This window comes from Cutibacterium sp. LaCa_89, from assembly GCF_058177555.1.
This window is the reverse complement of the sequence record NZ_CP190889.1, coordinates 44,443-63,468: the sequence shown is the minus strand read 5'-3', so window position 1 is coordinate 63,468 and position 19,026 is coordinate 44,443. Positions and strand designations below refer to the sequence as shown.

At 62.7% G+C, this 19,026-nt stretch carries 16 protein-coding genes and 1 pseudogene; 10 read left to right on the top strand and 7 right to left on the bottom strand.

The annotated features are described in order from the left end of the window. The first annotated feature begins 291 nt into the window (after positions 1-291). The 8 genes and pseudogenes from ACP8LP_RS00295 to ACP8LP_RS00260 all read left to right on the top strand — a co-directional run bounded on the left by ACP8LP_RS00295 (position 292) and on the right by ACP8LP_RS00260 (position 9,428). Positions 292-1,596, top strand: a complete 1,305-nt coding sequence (locus ACP8LP_RS00295; RefSeq protein WP_016666649.1) for an ABC transporter substrate-binding protein — start codon at positions 292-294, stop codon at positions 1,594-1,596. A 102-nt stretch (positions 1,597-1,698) separates the two neighbouring features. Then, positions 1,699-2,595 carry a carbohydrate ABC transporter permease gene (locus ACP8LP_RS00290; protein ID WP_252909467.1) on the top strand — a complete coding sequence of 299 codons (897 nt, stop codon included), beginning with the start codon at positions 1,699-1,701 and terminating at the stop codon, positions 2,593-2,595. Beyond that, the gene (locus ACP8LP_RS00285; protein ID WP_065672944.1) at positions 2,592-3,416 is read left to right on the top strand and encodes a carbohydrate ABC transporter permease; all 825 of its coding nucleotides are present in this window, start codon (positions 2,592-2,594) and stop codon (positions 3,414-3,416) included. Before ACP8LP_RS00290 ends, ACP8LP_RS00285 begins: the two co-directional genes overlap by 4 nt. Before the next feature lie 270 nt (positions 3,417-3,686). Beyond that, the gene (locus ACP8LP_RS00280) at positions 3,687-4,343 is read left to right on the top strand and encodes a response regulator (protein ID WP_065672943.1); all 657 of its coding nucleotides are present in this window, start codon (positions 3,687-3,689) and stop codon (positions 4,341-4,343) included. Between the two features lie 115 nt (positions 4,344-4,458). After that, entirely contained in the window at positions 4,459-5,484 is a 1,026-nt protein-coding gene (locus ACP8LP_RS00275; RefSeq protein ID WP_016666644.1) for an ABC transporter ATP-binding protein, read from the top strand. Beyond that, positions 5,484-7,961, top strand: a complete 2,478-nt coding sequence (locus ACP8LP_RS00270) for an ABC transporter permease (RefSeq protein WP_434285410.1) — start codon at positions 5,484-5,486, stop codon at positions 7,959-7,961. Before ACP8LP_RS00275 ends, ACP8LP_RS00270 begins: the two co-directional genes overlap by 1 nt. A gap of 224 nt (positions 7,962-8,185) precedes the next feature. After that, positions 8,186-8,882, top strand: a pseudogene (locus tag ACP8LP_RS00265) (hypothetical protein). A gap of 24 nt (positions 8,883-8,906) precedes the next feature. Continuing rightward, positions 8,907-9,428 carry a DUF3592 domain-containing protein gene (locus ACP8LP_RS00260; RefSeq protein ID WP_016666640.1) on the top strand — a complete coding sequence of 174 codons (522 nt, stop codon included), beginning with the start codon at positions 8,907-8,909 and terminating at the stop codon, positions 9,426-9,428. A gap of 53 nt (positions 9,429-9,481) precedes the next feature. On the opposite strand, the gene ACP8LP_RS00255 is transcribed toward ACP8LP_RS00260, so the two are convergent. Next, a complete protein-coding gene (locus tag ACP8LP_RS00255) occupies positions 9,482-9,892 on the bottom strand; it encodes a hypothetical protein (RefSeq protein WP_036976383.1) in 411 nt (136 codons plus the stop codon). A 45-nt stretch (positions 9,893-9,937) separates the two neighbouring features. Between ACP8LP_RS00255 and ACP8LP_RS00250 the strand changes: the two genes are divergently transcribed. Beyond that, entirely contained in the window at positions 9,938-10,204 is a 267-nt protein-coding gene (locus ACP8LP_RS00250; RefSeq protein ID WP_434285413.1) for a hypothetical protein, read from the top strand. 28 nt (positions 10,205-10,232) lie between these two features. On the opposite strand, the gene ACP8LP_RS00245 is transcribed toward ACP8LP_RS00250, so the two are convergent. Together ACP8LP_RS00245 and ACP8LP_RS00240 are read right to left on the bottom strand one after the other, a co-directional pair. Continuing rightward, entirely contained in the window at positions 10,233-11,942 is a 1,710-nt protein-coding gene (locus tag ACP8LP_RS00245) for a formate--tetrahydrofolate ligase (RefSeq protein ID WP_252908509.1), read from the bottom strand. A 108-nt stretch (positions 11,943-12,050) separates the two neighbouring features. Continuing rightward, positions 12,051-13,487 carry an APC family permease gene (locus ACP8LP_RS00240; RefSeq protein WP_484483190.1) on the bottom strand — a complete coding sequence of 479 codons (1,437 nt, stop codon included), beginning with the start codon at positions 13,485-13,487 and terminating at the stop codon, positions 12,051-12,053. 356 nt (positions 13,488-13,843) lie between these two features. On the opposite strand from ACP8LP_RS00240, the gene ACP8LP_RS00235 reads away from it, so the two are divergent. Beyond that, positions 13,844-15,187, top strand: coding sequence for an MFS transporter (locus ACP8LP_RS00235; RefSeq protein ID WP_016666636.1), 1,344 nt, complete (start codon positions 13,844-13,846; stop codon positions 15,185-15,187). A gap of 3 nt (positions 15,188-15,190) precedes the next feature. On the opposite strand, the gene ACP8LP_RS00230 is transcribed toward ACP8LP_RS00235, so the two are convergent. From ACP8LP_RS00230 to ACP8LP_RS00215, 4 genes are all read right to left on the bottom strand, one after another. Further along, entirely contained in the window at positions 15,191-17,962 is a 2,772-nt protein-coding gene (locus ACP8LP_RS00230; RefSeq protein ID WP_016666635.1) for a LysM peptidoglycan-binding domain-containing protein, read from the bottom strand. Continuing rightward, positions 17,959-18,396 (bottom strand): TadE/TadG family type IV pilus assembly protein, encoded by a 438-nt coding sequence (locus ACP8LP_RS00225; protein WP_016666634.1) that lies wholly within the window; start codon positions 18,394-18,396, stop codon positions 17,959-17,961. The genes ACP8LP_RS00230 and ACP8LP_RS00225 overlap by 4 nt, the downstream gene beginning before the upstream one ends. Next, positions 18,393-18,701, bottom strand: a complete 309-nt coding sequence (locus tag ACP8LP_RS00220) for a TadE/TadG family type IV pilus assembly protein (protein ID WP_023033254.1) — start codon at positions 18,699-18,701, stop codon at positions 18,393-18,395. Before ACP8LP_RS00220 ends, ACP8LP_RS00225 begins: the two co-directional genes overlap by 4 nt. A 65-nt stretch (positions 18,702-18,766) precedes the next feature. Continuing rightward, complete coding sequence (locus tag ACP8LP_RS00215; protein WP_021108142.1) at positions 18,767-18,979, bottom strand: hypothetical protein; 213 nt, start codon at positions 18,977-18,979, stop codon at positions 18,767-18,769. Positions 18,980-19,026: the final 47 nt, after the last annotated feature.

Sequence of the window (19,026 nt, the reverse complement as noted above, 5' to 3'; positions counted from 1 at the left end):
CATCATCCTCTCCTCCACCGGGCGCTACAGTGATCTCAAGAGCTGCCCCTCCCGGCCAGCTCAGGCACACTCGAATCAAGCATTGACAAGGTTGTTTCCTGGATATCACCTATAGTTAACCTCAGGTGCACACAGTCGTGACACCCTGAATCATTGGTGGGTGGAAGAGCCCAAACTCCCCTTGAATGACGTCCACATCATCGGGAGTCGGCTCGGAACCCACCTCCACAATGAACATTATTGAGCGATTTTTGTCAGTGGCGATTTCCGTTCAACCCTAGGAGGGATCTCATGAATCTGTCGCGTCGTCGTCTTCTCACCGGCAGCTTTGCTGGACTGAGCATGTTGGGAGTGTCGGCATTAACCGGATGCTCGACCTCCGCCGATCCCACGTCCGGCAAGGGTGCCGGTGACGCCAAGAAGCTCGTCCTATGGATCTGGCCGGAAGGATTCGACAAGCAGACGCTGGCTGCCGTCTCCAAGGCGCAGTCGTCTTGCAGCGTGCGCCAGGACATCATCGGCGGCGACTTCAAACAAAAGCTCACCACAACCTTCACCGCAGGTTCTGGGCTGCCCGACCTCACCGGCGTCAAGGGTGAGGACATCGCCTTCTTCCGCGACCACGCTCACTACTTCGTCGACCTCAACACTCTGGGCGCCAAGGACATCAAGCCCACCTTCCTGGATTGGAAATGGGCCCAGGCCTCCACCACCGACGGCAAGCAGCTCGGCATTCCTTCCGACATCGGCCCGACGGCCCTGTTCTATCGGGCCGACATCTTCGAGCAGGCCAAATTGCCCACCGAGCCGGACAAGGTCGCTGCCCAGATCACCACCTGGGACGCTTTCATCGAGTTCGGCACCAAACTACTGGCCGCCAAGGACAAGACCTACCTGGTGCGCAACTCGGCAGGCTTGTTCGACACGATCTGGCCGCAGTCGGGTAAGGGATTCATTGACGCGAAGAAGACCTTCATCGGCGACCAAGACCATATTCGCAAAGCCTGGGACATCGCTGTCACGGCGCTTAAGGCCGGCATCGTCGCCGGGATCCAGTCCAACACCTCCGATTCGGCTGCTGCCGTCAATGAGGGACGTCTACCTGCCGATTTCGGCGCCTCCTGGCACCTGGCCGATCTCATCGTTGACGCTCCCGAAACGAAAGGCAAATGGCGAGTCTGCGCCCACCCCGGACCAGCCATCAACCAGGGCGGCTCGTTCCTGTCCATCCCCGCGGGCGCACCCGATCCCAAAGCCTCCTTCACGGCGATCCGCGAACTGCTCAGCGTGGAGTCCCAGGTGCGCGAGTACGTCCACAATGGCAACTTTCCCGTCTCACCGAAAGCCTACGATGATCCGAAGGTTTCCGGGCCAGTGGAATTTCTCGGCGGCCAGCATGCCGCGAAGGTCTTCGGAAAAGCTGCTGAGTCGGTACGTCCGATCTACGAAGATTCGCACTCCGATGCCGTGTCCGCCCCATTCAGGGCCCAGTTGGAGCAGGTCGAGTCCTCAGGCAAGAATCCCGAGGCCGCCTGGAAGGACGCCGTCGCTGGGGCACAGCGGATCGCCAAACAACTGCATCTCACCGTCAAGTGACACAGCTTTCAACCTGAGTTCTGTGACGAGATGAATTCTGCGAACACCACCGTTGAACCCGTGCCCACGGGTGAGCTGCGTCGCTCTTCCGTGGGCCCGCGGATGCGCAAAGCGTTGCCGATATATGCCGCTCTGAGTCCGTATTTCTTCTTCTTCCTCATCTTCGCGGCTTTACCGATGGTCTTCACCCTGCTACTCGCGTTCACCGACTGGTCAGGGCTGGGGGACGCCAACTTCGTCGGTCTGGAGAATTTCAAGTACCTGGTCAGCGACCACCTGTTCTACAAGTCGCTGGGCAACACGCTCATTTTGTGGGCAATGGGCACGATCCCGACACTCATCATCGCCACGATCGTCGCCCTCATGCTGAACAAGACGATGCGGTTCTCCACGACGTACCGGGTCATATACCTCGTGCCAAACATTACGTCGATGGTGGCAATGGGCATTCTGTTCAGTTCAATCTTCGCTAGCCAGTTTGGGCTCGCGAACGCCATCCGCAATGTGCTCGGCCAGTCGAACATCGCCTGGTTACAAAGCGAATGGGGCATCAAGATCGCGATCTCATCGCTGACGATCTGGTCATTCGTCGGGTACAACGCTCTGCTCATCCTTGCCGGGCTGCAAGCTATTGACAAGGCTCAGTACGAGGCAGCCGCCATCGACGGGGCGAACGGGTGGCGCACGTTCTTCCACGTCACTTTGCCGCAGCTTCGAGCCATCGTCCTGTTCATCACCCTCATGTCGACGATCGGTTCGTTGCAAAGCTTCACCGAAGCCCAGGTGATCACCAGCTCCGAATCCACCGGGGCAGCCTCTGCTGGTGGGGTGAACAATTCCGGTCTAACGATGGTGCTCTATTTCTACTCGGTGGCCTTCCAGGAGAACCGGTACGGCTACGGTGCGACGATCGCCTGGGGAGTGTTCGTCATCGTGCTGTTCTTCTCGATCATCAACTGGCTCGTCACCCGCGAGCATGATCGCGAGGCGACGCGATGAGACGGCCCGTACGTACGGCCCTGCGGCACATCTTCCTTGTCCTGGGCGGATTGGTCTCGCTGTTCCCGTTCTACTGGATGCTCGTGCTGGCCAGCCGACCTTCCTCGGCAATCTACAAATATCCCCCAGTGCTCACACCTGGTGACCGTCTAGGCGAGAACATCCGCACCATCACGGACAAGATCAACATCTGGGCTGCCATGGCTAATACGGCCCTGGTGGCGGTGACGGTGTCGGTGCTCGTGCTGCTCATCTCCTCACTGGCAGCCTTCGCCTTCGCCAAGTTCGATTTTCCCGGCAGGAAAGTGCTCTTCGCTGTAGTCCTGGCGACCTTCCTGTTGCCCACCCAGCTAGCGACGATCCCGCAGTTCGTCCTCATGAGCAAGATTGGGTGGGTGGGCGATCTCAAGGCCGTCATCGTGCCTTCCCTGGCAAGTTCGTTCGGAGTGTTTTGGCTGCGCCAGTACGCCACCAACGCCATCCCGAAGGAACTGTTGGAGGCGGCCACCCTGGATGGCTGCGGCTTCTGGCGCCAGTACGCGCACGTGTGCGTGCCTATCATCCGTCCTGCCATGGCATTCCTAGGGATCTTCACCTTTATCGGCTCGTGGAACGACTTCATGTGGCCCCTCATCGTCCTCAACGATCCCAGCAAGCTGACTTTGCAGGTCGCATTGAGCCAGCTCAAAACAGCACACGGCACTGACTACGGCATGCTCATGGCCTCCTCACTCATCGCCGTCGTCCCGCTGTTGCTCGTGTTTGCCATCGGCGCCAAGCAGCTCATCGCCGGTATCTCGGAGGGAGCAGTCAAGAGTTGAGCTGCGTCGAAACAAGGCAAACCCTGGCGGCAGCTCTGTCGATCGGCACTGCGTCACAGCCTGGAGGTCGTCGTTGCTGACGCCCACCAGAGCGCGCCTGCGATGAGCTGGCCTGCGTTCGTCCTGCTCGTTCTCGCATTCTTGTCACCCCCTACCACGCTCATTCGTCTTACTCGGCATGGTTGCCCACGGAGCGACGAAGCAGAGATAGACAGATTCCTACACGGCACGCGGTCGGTAAACTTCGACTGACGAGCAACTGGAGGTGCCATGCCTGATCCGATCCGCGTCATCCTCGTCGACGACCAGTCCCTCGTACGCTCGGGATTCCGCATGCTCATCGAGGCCGAGGACGACATGGAGGTTGTCGCGGAGGCGTCCAACGGCGTCGAAGCCCTCGACGTGCTGCGGCGAATGCCGGTCGACGTCGCCCTCATGGACATCCGGATGCCACAGATGGACGGTGTCGAGGCCACCCGGCGTATCACTGAATCACCACTGGACACCAAGGTGCTGATTCTCACCACCTTCGACCTCGACGAGTACGTCTACGCCGCCCTCAAGGCTGGCGCCTCGGGATTCCTCCTCAAGGATGCCCGCCCCACTGAGCTGTTGAGCGCGATCCGCAACGTCGCTGCTGGTGACGCGGTCGTCGCCCCATCTGCCACTCGACGCCTGCTCGACCACGTCGTGCCCACCCTGCCCAGCGACCCCAAGGCTGCCGACAAGCGGCTGTCGGTGCTGACGGACCGCGAGCGGGAGGTGTTGGTGGAGATCGCCAAGGGGGCGACGAACGCCGAGATCGCCCAAACCCTCTACATGGCAGAGGGAACCGTGAAAACTCACATCGGTCGACTACTATCAAAATTGGAGTGCCGAGACCGGGTTGGCCTCGTGCTTTTTGCCCATGAGGTCGGTCTCATCTGACAACTTCAGACCGGACATATATTCGATATTGGATGCGCCCAGCGTCCACATTATTATTCACATCACCTAAGGTGTGAGGGGCATCGTCCACCTGTCGATGCCCCCTTCGGGAACCATGAAAGGCATCATGAGCGACCACAACCGACCTTACGAATCTGACGAGCCCTGGCAGCCGAGCCACGCAGCCCCCGGCGAGCCGGGATCCCCATCGGCGTGGGCCAAGCCCTCACCCCAGCGCGGCGGGGAGCAGGACCAGCAGCTGAGTCAGCCGTGGATACGACCACAATCGCCTGATCCTCAACCGGCTCACGCCGGCGGATCCTTCCCGGAACGGGCTGAGTCCGCCCAGCCTTCCCGCGCCACCAGCTCAGCCCGTTCCGGCGATCTGGCTCCTGGACTGCTGGACACCCCCCTCGAGACGGACGCTGCCGCTGGTATCAACCTCACCAAGGTCTATGGGGACGGGGAGACCCGAGTCACCGCCCTGGATTCCATCAACGTTCGCTTCACCCGCGGCACTTTCACCGCGATCATGGGCCCGTCCGGATCCGGCAAGTCAACCCTCATGCACTGCCTCGCCGGCCTGGACCGGATCACCTCCGGTCGAGTGTTCCTGGCTGGCCAGGAGATCTCGGGCCTTCCAGACCCCAAGTTGACGACCCTGCGCCGCGACAATGTCGGCTTCATCTTCCAGTCATTCAACCTGTTGCCGATGCTCACCGCCGAGGAGAACATCTTGCTCCCTCTCGACCTGGCCGGACGCAAGCCGGACAAGGCCCTGTGGGATCAGCTCATCACCGGCCTGGGCATCGCTGATCGCCTCAAGCACCGTCCCTCGGAGCTGTCGGGTGGTCAGCAACAACGCGTCGCCTGTGCCCGCGCCATGATCACCAAGCCGCATGTCGTCTTCGCTGACGAGCCCACCGGCGCCCTGGACTCCAAGTCGGGAACGAACCTGCTGAGCTACCTGCGCCACTGTGTCGACGACCTGGGTCAGACGATCATCATGGTCACTCACGACGCCAAGGCTGCTTCCTATGCCGACCGCGCCCTCATGCTGCTGGACGGTCGCATCGTCGACGACATCGCCTCCCCCACCGCCGAAGCGGTGAACGAGGCCATGGCCGGGTTGGAGGGCTGATGTTCACCGAAGCTCTCAGGGAGCTGCGGCAGCATCCAGGCAGGATGGCCGCAACCCTCACTGCCATCGCGGTGTCCGTCGGGTTCCTCGTCGGCATCTCGATGTTCGTACGAACCCAGGGAGTGGCCTTGGGCAAGGAGCAGGCGGTTGCCACCTCGAAGGCTGACGTCGTCGTCTACAACGCCGACACCGAGACCAATCCCAAGGACATCACTCAGGGAATTCGCGACACTCCCGGCGTCCAGACCGTCGACATCGTCCAGTCGACCACCATGGCCGCCTCTCATGGCCAGGACTCCACGATGATCGACGTCCACAAGACGCCGGCAGAACCGTTCCGCTGGTCCTCGGTGACCTCGGGCAACTGGCCATCAGGACCCGGTCAGATCGCGCTGTCCAAGGCAGCAGCCGAGAACCTGAACGTCAGTGTCGGGGACACCATCGACATCACCGGTAAGAACATCAAGGTGGTGGGAATCACCGACGACGCGGACGCCCTGCAGACCGCTCCGGCCTACAGCAGCGAGGACGTCAGCCAATTCTTTGACACCTGGATCGTCAAGGCCAAGGACGGGACGACTCCCCAGCAACTCGTCACCAACCTTGAGAAGACCCTGCCCACCGTCAAGGGTGCCCCCAAGTTCAACACCGGCGAGGAGTACGGATCGACGATCGAGACCGCGACCGATCATCAGAAGAAGACCGTCACTGACCTGGCTCAGGGATTCGACGTCACCAAGTACCTGCTGATGGTTTTCGGAGCCATTGCCCTGCTGGTGGGTGCGATCATCATCACGACGACCTTCCTCATCCTGTTGGCCCAGCGACGCCGTCAGATCGGTCTCATGCGGGCTGTCGGAGCGTCGAGCGGTCAGGTGAGGAAGCGAGTTCTCGGCGAGGCGATCCTGCTGGGTGTCATCGGATCGGCCCTGGGGGTCGTGCTCGGAATCCTGCTGACGGTCGCTGGCACTGCCTACACGGGCGCCTTGGCCTTCGGGCTGGAATGGCCTTGGAAGGACATCGTCATTGAGTTCTTCATTGGCATCGTCATCACGGTTCTGGCCGCCTTCCTGCCGGCGCTTCGAGCCACTCGCGTGGCACCTCTGGAGGCGCTGCGCCCGGTTCCGACGGTGGAGCAGAAGCGCCGGGTCGGACTGGCACGGATCATCATCTGTTCCCTGCTCACAGTGATCGGAGTCATCACCTCCGTGGTGGCGATCACCGGGCACGGCAACGGAATCATCGGCTGGGCCCTCCTGTCGGCCGCCTGCCTGTCGCTGGCCTTCCTCATCGCCACACCGTTGTATGTGCCGTGGCTCATCAAGGGGTTCGGATTCCTGTTGCGCCCGCTGGGGCCGACAGCTCGACTTTCGACCTCCAATGCCACCCGCAACCCGACCCGTACCTCTCTGACGGCGGTGGCCCTCATGCTGGCCATCGGACTGTCGGTGACCCTGCAGGTCGGCATCTCCACGACGCGGACGACGGTCATGGACCAGATCGACGAGCACTATCCGATCGACATCACCTTCACGAACAGTCCCAGCCATGACCCCAACAGCGACGAGCCCAAGGTGGGAACCCTCGACCCGTCGGCCATCAAGTCGGTGCAGAACCTCCCGAACGTCAAGGACTCCGTCATCCTCAAGGGCGGGTTCGTCGAGACGGACGTGTCACCTCAGACCCACATCGTTTCCGCCGACAAGGACAAGATTGCCAAGGTCGCGCCCTCGATTGCCAAGGAGATGAAACCTGGGGTCGCGCTGATGTCCTCTATGGGCAACTCACCGAAGACGATGGACTTCTCGTCTTCCAAGGGAAAGGTGTCTCTCAAGGTCAAGGAGGTCAACGGACTCCCCTACAACGACATCCTGGTCACCGAAAAGGACATGAATAAGATCGTTCCTTCCGTGGGCGACCAGGCTGCCTGGGTCCACCTCGAGGACCGGAGCAATCTGGCCTCGGTGTTGACGGTGATGATCTCCTCGTCGACGAACATCGATTCGCAGCACATGGATGTTGGCGGCGGTGCCCTCATCGGCGGCATCGTCGAGCTGATCCTCAAGGCCCTGCTCATCGTCATGACGGCTCTGCTGGGTGTTGCCGTGCTCATCGCCCTCATCGGTGTGGCCAATACCTTGAGCCTGTCGGTACTGGAACGACGGCGCGAGTCGGCACTGCTGCGGGCCATGGGCATGCAACGGCGCGGACTACGGCTGATGCTGCTCTACGAGTCGATCCAGGTCGGTATGGTCGGTGTCATCGTCGGAATGGTGGCAGGGTTCTACTTCGCCTGGCTGGGCATCCGGTCTATATTCCGGGTGGCCTCGGACACGATTCCGGTGCACTTCTCGATCGACTGGCCCTGGACCCTCGGTCTCATCGCAATCTGCTTGGCGGCGGCTTGCCTCGCCTCGGTCCTCCCGGGCCGACGCGCCGCCATGGCTGCCCCCACTGAGGCGTTGGCAGACGAGTGAGGGTTTCCACCGCCCGATCTGCGTGATGACGACCGGCCGTGTCCTTCGGGGCACGGCCGGTCCTCTTGGTGGGGAATCTTGTCGTGACGGCCACCGGACAACACTCACGTGAAGACGAACAACACTGAGCGTCGCATGGGCAACATCCTGACCCCGGCAGGCAACACCGTGGGCAACGTCCCGCCGATGGACTTGGTGCATCGCCGATCCCGAGAGGTGCTGCCATGACAATGATGATCCACCGCCGTCTGGACTCCCACTGGGCCGAGATGTGCGCTCATCCCCGCGCCGAATGGCGTGCCAATCTCCTCTGCACCGGGTGTGAGCCCGAGGACCTGCACCGGGTGTGAGCCCGAGGACCTGCCCCGGACGCTACGTACCGACGACGTGGCTGCCATCCGGGCCCTCATCGCTGCTCGCAGTGGCGCTGGCCAGACATCGGAATTCGCCGGGATGGCGCTGATCCAGGCGATCCTGCCAGCCCTCGTCGTCATGGCGAGCAGGAATCGGCGGACATGTCTGGACGATTACGTCGGTCAGGCGTGGCTGGTCATCGTCAATTTCCCACTGACGCGCAACCACAAGGTGTGCACGAATCTGGCCTTGGACTGTCTGCACGTCGTCTCGGCGAGGCTACGCGCGACGAGCAGGGAAACCCCGGTCGAGGTCGTGGACATGAGTGCGCCTGAGATGCCGGACAACCCCGGCCAGGTCGCCTCGGAACTGCTCACCGCCGCCGAGGAATTGGGAATCATCACCTCAGTCAGCGCGCCGGTCCTGCGCAGCGTGTGGGTGGATGCCCTGGATTCCGCATCCGCAGCGCGACGCCACGGGATGAGTCCTGAGGCAGTGCGTGCCCGGTGCTCTCGGGCGAGTCGAGCCATGAGGAAGCGCCGTGACGAGTTGCTAGTCGCGTCATGAACAGGATTGTCATGCCTGCGACGTATGCTGTTCGCCGTGACGAAGTTCAAGCGTGTCATGGCCCTGCTGGGGGTCATCTACCTGACCACGGTGGGCTGCCTGTACCTAGTGCTGGCCGAACGCAGTGACGATTTCATTCGCAACAGTCAGGTCATCCAGGGAACCGTCACAGCCGTGTACCTGCACGACCCCGTCAATACCGGAGCCACCAGGTATCTCATGCACACCGAGGGCGGCAACGTCGCCATCATCAAGTACACCTATGACGGTGTCACCGACACCGTGCCGTCGAATCCATATCGCAACGTCAAGAAGTACCAGGTCGGGCAGCAGGTCGATCTGGTCATCCGATCCACCCCAGGACATCCCGAGGATGCCATTGTCGCCGTGCGTGATCACACCATCCTCGGCCTGCGCCTCGTCCCGTGGGGATTCCTGGCCTGTGCTGTCCTCATGGCGGCCTGGTTCTGGCGTGATTCCCTCAGGTCCCAACGCCGGCGTCGCACCACGTCACACCGACAGACACCAGCCGCCGTCGAAGGGTGACCGTAATTCCGGGGGAGTCGCAGCAGCGACGGCCTCTCGTCCACCAGAACAGCTCAATCGGCCAGCAGCCAGCCCAGAAACTCCTTGAGATCGCCGGTCTCACCGTCACGTCCGCCGCGACCAATGTGCATTGGCGGTGAAGAGGGCTCCAGCTTGACCCCGCGCATCCGCTCCATGAAGCCACCCGGGACGACGAGCTGGTAGTACTCGCCGTGTTCGCCGATGGCCAGGGAATGCTTGGCGTTGAGGTACCAACCTCGTCTGTCCGTCCGCGCCTCGTGGCCATCCATGAGCTGGGCCCGCAACGGCTCGGGTGTCATGCCCTTGGCCCGGGCCGCCGCAAGGAAGTCGTCGATGAGTCTCTGAGCCTGAGCAGCCTCCTGACGCCGCGCCCTCTCCTCGAGTTCGATGCGGAGTCTGGCGTCCTCGGCGCGTTTGCTGGTCACGGATCGAGGGTACGGCACCTCGGAGATGGTGCATGCCTTGGGCGGCGTGAACGCGTCACAAGAGTGATCGAACAGCGTACCGACGCCATCGGAAAGATGCACTACTGGCCCGAGCGCAATCGCATCGGATTTGACGAGATCGAACTTCATGACGGGTACCTGCATGCTCCCGCCAAGGCCACAGCGCTCCGGCTTGCCAGGACGACGATCTCGTGTGGTTACGCGACCATACCGGGACGGCCAGTGACGAGGATCACATCGATGACGGTGTCGAAGGACGCTGAATCGTCCCCAGGACAAGGACCACGACAGAAGCGGGGCGGGGAATGATATCCGCAGCCCCGCCGATCCCACTCGATCAGAACAGTCCGATGATCTCCCCGCTGTCATCGATGTCGATGCGCTCGGCCGCTGGGTGACGTCCCAGGCCCGGCATGGTGCGCATGTCACCACAGATCGCGTAGATGTACCCGGCACCCACAGCGGCCCTCACCTCGCGGACAGGCAGACGCCATCCGGTCGGGGCCCCCTTGAGGGAGGGGTCGTGGGACAGGGACAGGTGGGTCTTGGCGATGACGACCGGGAAGTTCCCGTAGCCGAGATCCTCGAAGTGGGCGAGCTCCTTGGCCGCGGCCGGAGCGATGTCGACCCCGTCAGCTCCGTAGACCTTGGTGGACACCTTGGTGAGCTTGTCGACCAGGGAGTCCTCGAGATCGTAGGTGTAGCGGAAGTCGGTGTTCTGGTCGCACGCCGCAACGACCGCACGAGCCAGATCGACGGCGCCGTCGCCACCGTCGACGACATGGGTCGAGGCGGCGAAGTGAGCACCGGCCGCCTCTGCCACCTTACGGACGGCGTCGATCTCGTCGGGATGGTCGCTCGGGAAGACGTTGAGGGCCACCACCGGGGAGACGCCGAAGTCTCTGACGATCTCGATGTGCTTGCGCAGGTTGGCGGCACCGGCGAGGACGTCGTCAGGATTGTCCTCGAGCATGGCCGGGGGCAGGGGCTTTCCAGGAACGACCTTGTAGCGACCGGCATGGGTCTTGAGGGCACGCACGGTGACGACGAGGACGGCGGCGTCGGGGCGCATACCACCGAGGCGGCACTTGATGTTGAAGAACCGCTCGGCGCCCATGTCGGCGCCGAATCCGGCCTCCGTCAGCAGGTAGTCGCCGCAGCCGATGCCGACGCGGTCGGCGATGACCGACGAGTTGCCCGTGGCGATGTTGCCGAAGGGGCCGGCGTGGACGAGCACTGGGCTGTTCTCGGTGGTCTGCAGCAGGTTCGGCTTGATGGCGTCCTTGAGGATGACCGCCATCGACCCGGCGGCATGCAGGTCCTCCGCGGTGACTGGCTCCTTGGAGCGGTTGTAGCCGATGACGATACGTCCAAGCCGGGCGCGCAGGTCTGAGAGTGAGGTGGCCAGGGCCAGGATGACGCCCACCTCGCTGGCCGCAGTGATGTCGAATCCGCTCTGACGGGGGATGCCGTCAATTCGCGATCCAAGGCCGACGATGGTGTTGCGAAGGGCACGGTCGTTGATGTCGACGACGCGACGCCATGAGATGGAGTGAGGCTCGATGTCGAGCTCATTTCCGTGGTGCAGATGGTTGTCGATCATGGCGGCCAACAGGTTGTGGGCCGCACCAATAGCGTGGAAATCACCGGTCAGGTGCAGGTTGAGCTTCTCCATCGGCAGCACTTGGGAATACCCGGCGCCAGCGGCACCGCCCTTGATGCCGAAGGTCGGGCCCATGGAGGGTTGACGCAGAGCGAGCACGCTGCGCTTGCCGATCTTCTCCAGTCCTTGAGCCAGACCGACTGCTGTGGTCGTCTTGCCTTCGCCAAGGGGTGTGGGCGTGATGGCCGTGACGACGACGTATTTGCCACGCGGACGATCCCTGTTCTGCTTGATGACCTCGAGATCGACCTTGGCGACATCGCGCCCGTAGGGCTCGATGCACCTTTCCTCAATGCCAGCCCGAGCTGCCACCTTTTCGATGGGGTCAAGGTGGGCCTCACGAGCAATTTCCAGATCCGACTTCATCGTCATGGCCCCAATCATGGCGTGTTGTCAGGCCTTTTGCACACCTTTTCGGACAGCAACATTGCAACCACGCCGTCTCCCGCCCCATGAGCGCGACGTCATGAGCCAGGAGCGCTCGACGAATCGTCAGCTCCTGGCCGGGGTCTGCTCCACCTCACCCAGGTTTTCCTTGAGGTCATCGGCGTAGGAACCGAGCAAGCTGCCGAGGGCCTCGTCCTCCCCCATGGGCTTGGCCAGCCGCCACAGGATGAAACCGATGACGGCCCAGACGAGCAGGACGAGGTACTCACCAGGCCACACCAGCGAGGTATTCGTTCCCGGCCAGATCGCCATGACGACCGTGACGAGGGCGCCGACAGCTCCCACCCATGGCAGCCATCCGGCATGGTACTTGGAGCGCAGGTGGGGGTACTTCTTCGGAAGGGTGGACAGGGTGATGACGACGATGATCCACACCAGTCCGAGGTAGATGCCACCGGTGTCGAGGAACCACAGCATGGCGCCCGGGCCTAGGGCTCCCAGCAGCAAGGTCATGACAGTGGTGAGCAGAATGGCCCTGCGCGGGGCGCCACTCTCCTCGTCCACTGCGGCGAGGCCCTCCGGGAGGAGCCTGGCCCTCGCCATCGCGACGACGATGCGGGAGATCGCCATGAACAGACCGAGGAAACTCGTCAACAGACCACAGATGGCAATGATCCAGGCTCCCCAGCCGAGGATCGGGAAGCCGGCAGTGGTGTAGGCATCGATGGTGCCCAGGTGCATCTTGGCGACGTCCTGCCAGGGAAGGATCCAGGCCGAGGAGGCCAGCACCAAGCAGTAGAACAAGGTGGCCGTCAGGACGGTGAGGACGGTAATGCGACCGATCTTGCGGGCAGGGATGTCGGCGTCCTCGGCCAGTGCTGCCACCAGCCCGAAGCCTGCCATGTAGGTCATACCGGGCACGACGAAGCGGAGGGTGTCGCCGAGGGCATTGGCGTCGGCCCGGTAGGGCGGGATGAAGTTGCTGGGGCTGCCAGTGACGAGCGCCGTGACGACCAGGGCGAGTCCGATGACGACCATAGCGACGAAGAGAACGGTCTGGATCTGACCGGAAAGGCTCACTCCGAACCAGTTCATGGCCGCAATGATCAGGGTCAGGACGACGCCGATTATCAATACAGTCATATCGACTGATTCCCTGTTGACTGAATACAGGGACACGGATCCCAAATTCGGCCAAATCTTTTCCAAAAGATACCCGAAAGCTGTCACATAAAAAGCAATGGATGAAAGATAAGCGCCAATGAGGAGCCAACCAGTGGCAAAGGATGCCCTTCTACCGAGGCCGACGTAGGAATAGACGACTTCGCCCCCAGCTCTGGGAAACAGCGTTGTCAGCTCGCTATAAGCCAGAGCCACACAGGATGCCAGCAAGCCTCCGAGGAGCATGCCGAAAATCATGCCTCCAGCACCGTACTTGTCGAAAAATTTCGAGTTCGTGTAAATCCAACTCGAGCCGATCAATCCGGCCACCCCGAGGGCGAGGAGCTGGAAGAATCCTAGGCTCTTCTTGAGTTCAGCCATGGCAACTCCTTCATTGTCAGCACAACGCCGCATTGCATTGCAGGGCATTAATTATGCTACATGAACGATATATATAGTTTCGGGCAGAACGATCAGTCATCCGTGGGGCGGCTGCGCATGCGGTGAGCACAGCCCCGACGTCGATCCAACGCCGACTGATACGGGTGGTTAGAAGCTAGCCGCTCTACCTTCCCAAGTCCACACCCCTGTTGTTGAACTCCTCATGAAGTGGCGTTCAAGGGCCTTTTCAGGCTGTCCCCCACCGGCCATGCGCGCGCAACCAGCGACGGATCCGCCCAGGATCCCCTTCCCACAACCCTCTAGGATCGAGGCAGGCCGGCCCCGAAGGAGACCATGTGTTCTGGCAGAACCTGCGCCACCTGTGGCGACGCCACGATTTTCGAAGGATTCTCGGAGTCCGCGTAGCGACACAGGCGGCCGACGGCACCCTGCAGGTGGGAATGGCCTCCTACGTGCTGCTCTCTCCCGAGCAGCAGCCTGACGCGTGGTCGATCACGATGGTGCTGGCCATCACCTTGTTGCCGTTCAGCATCATCGGGCCCTTCATCTCTGTCGTTCTCGACCGTTGGTCACGTCAGCGAATCCTCGTCTACACCGACGGCCTGCGCTGCCTCATCGCGATCGGGTTGGGGATCCTGGTCTGGGACGGTGCACGCGACAGACCCTCTCACCTGGCCCTGCTCGTCGGATTGCTCATCGCAATGAGCCTCAACCGCTTCCTTCTTACGGCGTTGGTGGCGGGGCTGGAGTACACCATCGACAAACGCGACTACCTGACGGCTTCCTCGATCATGCCGACGATTGGCCCCCTGGGACTCATGATTGGAGCCGTCGTCGCGGCCGCCGTTCGAATGATTGCTGGACACTACATGCCGGTTCACCATGCCGACACGATCATCTTCTGCATCTCTGCGGTACTCTTCGCGATTTCTGTGGCACTTGGTCTTCAGTTCTCGCGCCGAGAACTCGGGCCACCACTGCTGGACCGCTCCCAAACGCTGCGTGCTGTCGCCGAGGATGTCGTCGACGGTTTCCGTTACCTGGGAAAGGTGCCCCTGGTGGGCAATTCCCTCACTCTCATCGGCGCCCAGCGAGCACTCTTCGGCGTCTATTCGGTGGCCATGATCCTGGGTTATCGCAACCGTTTCCACGTGCAGTCCGACATCAACGGGGCCATGGCTGACATGACGATCTGGGCGGTGGCGATGGGGGCTGGCTTCGTGCTGTCGGCCGGATTCATGCCGATGCTGGTACACGGGCTGGGCATGAGGAAAGCCCTCATCAGCCTGCTGGTCGGCACCGCCGTCATTCAGGCCTTCCCAGGGGCCATCCCGAACCGCTGGGGTCTGCTGGTCGCCGGCTTCCTCATCGGCCTTTTCGCCCAGTCCCTGAAAGCCGGGGTCGACACCATCTGTCAGGCCCATGTTTCTGATGGTTACAAGGGCCGAGTCTTCATCGCCTACGACATGGTCTACAACGCATTGTTCGTGGGAGGCTCCGCCCTGGCGGCCCTCGTGCTTCCGGTGCACGGACTGTCTGGCCCGCACATGATTGGTCTGGCACTCTCCTACCTCGTGGTGGCCGGAATCTTCATCCTGGCCACCCGCGCACAGGGTGACGATGTCTTCGACAAGGGCAGCGCCATGGGAGGTCTTCCCACCGGCAGTCCTGAGGAGTGACGCTCACACCACCCGGGCCCGCACGTGGCCTTCCATCACCTCCTGGAGGACCGAAATCGTCTCCTCCGACAGGTCGACGCCAAGACGGCGAGCCTGCCGCGACAGCACGTAGACCAACCGTTCAACCTCGCCACGATCGTCGAGTTCGTCAGCGAGTTTGATGCGCGCCACCAACAGCACTTCGTCCTCAGGGCAGGCGACGGTGGCACGCGCCAAGGCCCTGGATGCCAGCTCAAAGTCGCTGTTCTCCATGGCTCGACGGGCCACCTCGACCCCGATGTCACGGATCATCTGAATCATGTCGATGCGCCATTCCTCGGCCCAGTGCCACTGACCGGGAGCGGCGTCAGCCAACGGGGCACCACGAACGAGGTCCATGGCCGAGACGAGATTGGCCAGCGGGGCCGTCGAGACCCCTCCCGCGACAAGCAGTTCAAGCCGTTCCCAGTCGCTACTGACGACATCTGCCAGACGCAGGGAACCGTCATACCCTTCGGGCAGGTAGGCCCGACCGTTATCATCGGCGCCCAGCCATCGCCGCAGTCGGGAGACATTGGACCGTCGGGTCGGCTCTGCGACCATGAGGGCGTCAGCCATCTGCACCGATCGCGCGCCAGGATGGCACAGCAACCAGGCGCAGTACTCAAGGCATTGCCGCCGAGCCTTGGTCGGCGGATTCCCGCGAGCTCCCACGAGGTCGACCGGGCCAAGGAGGCGCAGGACAGGAGAGGAAACTGCGCCGACGGGGACGGGCAACTGAGCGACATCACTCAGTGCAGTTGGCGTGAGCACGTGTTCCTCCTCGACGGTCGTATGGGCATCACTGGGCGGCAGTACTGCGCAGGTCTTGGCCACCATCGTCGGAGGGCTGGACGTCTCCTCCCCTCGCCGTGGCTCCCACCAGAGGGCAGGCTCGGTATCAGTTCGAGCAGTGGTTTCGAGCAGCTCGACGACGGCACGGCGCATCGGTGCGGTGACGATCTGGGGTGTGAAAGCCTGACCGTCCAGCTCGGCATGATCGGGGCCGGTGACGATGACCCTCCGGCCACATGTGCTTGGCATGACGACGACGATTCCCGCCTCGACCACGGATGACGGGTTCGGAAGGTCGAGGGGCTGAGAGGACAACACGACCCTGGTAATCGATGGGTGCTGACTACTGGGACCGTCAGGATGATCTGCCAGCCCCTCGACGATTTCCTCGACGTCAGCACACTGCACATCGTCACTTCCGGCCCGTGACAACCACGCGAGGTCGTCACCGACGGCGACGATGTCGATTCCGCCGGACCATGGCGCTGCGACAAGGGACAGACTGATCGATGCCACCACCGCGGAGGCCAACTCGGCAGTGGCGTCAATACCCAGGAGACCGCCGGTATCGGCGAGGTCCAGCACGACTGGGGTGTGCGGGTCAGTGGTTCCCAGGACGACGGTCGTGGGCGTCAGGGTGTCGGCGCTGACAGGGTTAGTGTTGACGGCGTCGTCACCGCGTGACGTTGCTTCGTCCCCGTGATCGGCCGCGGTGTCGAGCATTCTCTTGGCGCGACGCGGCGGTCCCGACACGGTAGGAATTTGCCGGCCCAGCGGGCGGGTGAAGAGCTGCTGCTGCCGTCGAGCAGCGATTGTGCCGGCCACCCCACCGGCCAGGAACAGGCTCAGGCCCGCCAACCCGGTACGGAGGATCTCGGCAGGGTCCTGACCTACCCCGGCGGCAGCCACCGCTTCCTCGGGTCGAGGAGTCGGGACATCTGAGGGAGGCGCATCTGGCTGCAGCGCGCTCTGAGCGATATCTGCACCAGACGCCTCGTCGTCGTGGCCGGGGAGAGCCTTCTCCGGCTCGGTCATGGCAGCTTCGTCCATGTCGGCCACTGATGTCGACGTGGCCTGTTCAAGTTCCGGGGCAGGCACGACGAGCTCCCAGCCGGGCTCGATGTGGTCAGGGTCCGTGACGATTCCCGCATTGAGATGCCAGAGGGACGGCCAGGCTGCGGCATCACCGAGCCAGGTGCGTGCGAGCCCGCTGAGGGTGTCCCCTTCCTGAACGGTGACAGTTCGGACGTCATGGTCGTCAACGGACGGGGTGAGCCGATCGAGCTGGTCCGCGTCGAGGGGATGGCCAGCACCGGTATGCCCATTGGGGATGGTCATGGTGGCCCCGGGAAGAGCGAGTTCCTGACCGACGGCCAGGTGGTCGACGTCGATCCCGGGATTGGCGGCCGCGATACGTCGCCATGAGGTGCCGTCTCCGTACCAGGTTTCAGCTATCGCCCACAGGTCGTCATGGGGGCCGACGGTGACCGTCATGACATCGTCGTCAGGGGCAGGCTCAACCTCAGCACTCGCCTGCACCTCGTCTGCAGGCTGCGGCGTCGCGGCAGCCGTCGCCACGATCGGCGCCGGGGTGGGAGGAGCGGCCGAGCGCGTCAGAGGGGACAGGACTGTCAGGCTCGCCACGAGTAGTCCGGCAGCGATGCTCTGAACTGTGCCCAGCCCTGGAAGCTTGATGTGGCGACGCTGACTGGTCGCCAGTCCGACGATCTCCGAGACCACACAGACCGTGAAGACCGCCCACGCCAGCCAGCCGACGACGGTGGCAATTCCAAGAAGGATCGTCCCGTCATCAGGGGTGAGCCAGCCTGACGGACGCAACAAGGTGGTGGCGTCGAGACGTCCCCATGCCACCAGGGCAGCTGGGGAACCGAGGACAAGGATGATGAGGGCCACGAAGGCCGCGAGACCGCGCATTCGGGCGCGGAGAGATGCGTCATTCATACGTGTCGCTCCCGATGACTGTCGACGGTGGAATGTGCCGTCGACTCGACGTGGAGGGCGCCCGGCATTCCCGGAACGAGAAGGTCGGAGAGCCTGACAGTGCACCTCACCCGGGCGGAGGTGACTCCCGTGGACCCCACTGGCAGGGCAAGGGCCGATGAGTCGATGCTGATCGCAGGATCGCTGCACCTGGTTCCGGCAAGTTCGGTCATGGCGACTCGCTGGCCTACCGCATGGCCTTCACCAACCGTCGAGGCGACCGATCCCGCGCGAGCGGCTACCTCGGCAGCCGACTGGGCATCGGCCCGTACCTCGGACAGCCGCCAACCCCCTGTCGTCATTGCGGCGATCATGAGGAGACTGGGCAGGATGAGCGCAGCCTCGACGGCGACTGCACCACGCTGATATCCCCGAAATTGACTATGCCGAGTCATGTCCCCTCCTCAACGGCAACGGCGTGACCTTCGACGGGGATGACAGCACCAAACAGGGTCGCTGCCTTGCCCTCGAGATCAACGCGTACCAGGGAGCCAGTGGTCGACACCCGTACCGTGACATTGGCCAGTTTGGAGGTCTGGGCCACGTCCCGAGCGACGGCTTCGGCATCACCAGCATGGGAACCACGCAAGGCTTGTACCCTGACTGCCGCCCGGGCCGCCTCGGTGGCTGTGGCCCGAGCCTGCAGCACGACCGAGGTCTGGACGACCCCGACCACCACGAGCAGGACCACCGGCCACACCAGCGACCACTGGAGAGATTCGGAAACCCCACGCTCCCGGCCTCGTCGAGACGCCTGCCTTGACCTCACTTCGGCAGGTTCGACGTCACGTACCCCTTGATCACGGTGACGACCACCGTTGCGATGGAAACGGCCCCCACCAGCAGGATGGCGTTCTCGGTTGATTGGCTGAGTCCCCTCTCGTCGTGCTTCTCGACGACCGGCGGGATGCCCGCCATCATCGGCAGGACAAGGGACGCGACGGTGTTGACATGTTTCATGGCGACCTCCTTGGTCATTCGCACCGGCCTTTCCGGTGACGTCACTGGCCCCGTTGCAGGTTGGG

Bases quoted from the DNA above. Each gene is read 5' to 3' on its own strand.
- ACP8LP_RS00280 (WP_065672943.1), top strand. From the start codon at position 3,687: ATGCCTGATCCGATCCGCGTCATCCTCGTCGACGACCAGTCCCTCGTA.
- ACP8LP_RS00245 (WP_252908509.1), bottom strand. From the start codon at position 11,942: ATGATTGGGGCCATGACGATGAAGTCGGATCTGGAAATTGCTCGTGAG.
- ACP8LP_RS00270 (WP_434285410.1), top strand. From the start codon at position 5,484: ATGTTCACCGAAGCTCTCAGGGAGCTGCGGCAGCATCCAGGCAGGATG.
- ACP8LP_RS00295 (WP_016666649.1), top strand. From the start codon at position 292: ATGAATCTGTCGCGTCGTCGTCTTCTCACCGGCAGCTTTGCTGGACTG.
- ACP8LP_RS00230 (WP_016666635.1), bottom strand. From the start codon at position 17,962: ATGAATGACGCATCTCTCCGCGCCCGAATGCGCGGTCTCGCGGCCTTC.
- ACP8LP_RS00275 (WP_016666644.1), top strand. From the start codon at position 4,459: ATGAAAGGCATCATGAGCGACCACAACCGACCTTACGAATCTGACGAG.
- ACP8LP_RS00285 (WP_065672944.1), top strand. From the start codon at position 2,592: ATGAGACGGCCCGTACGTACGGCCCTGCGGCACATCTTCCTTGTCCTG.
- ACP8LP_RS00240 (WP_484483190.1), bottom strand. From the start codon at position 13,487: ATGGCTGAACTCAAGAAGAGCCTAGGATTCTTCCAGCTCCTCGCCCTC.
- ACP8LP_RS00260 (WP_016666640.1), top strand. From the start codon at position 8,907: ATGCTGTTCGCCGTGACGAAGTTCAAGCGTGTCATGGCCCTGCTGGGG.
- ACP8LP_RS00225 (WP_016666634.1), bottom strand. From the start codon at position 18,396: ATGACTCGGCATAGTCAATTTCGGGGATATCAGCGTGGTGCAGTCGCC.
- ACP8LP_RS00290 (WP_252909467.1), top strand. From the start codon at position 1,699: ATGCGCAAAGCGTTGCCGATATATGCCGCTCTGAGTCCGTATTTCTTC.
- ACP8LP_RS00215 (WP_021108142.1), bottom strand. From the start codon at position 18,979: ATGACCAAGGAGGTCGCCATGAAACATGTCAACACCGTCGCGTCCCTT.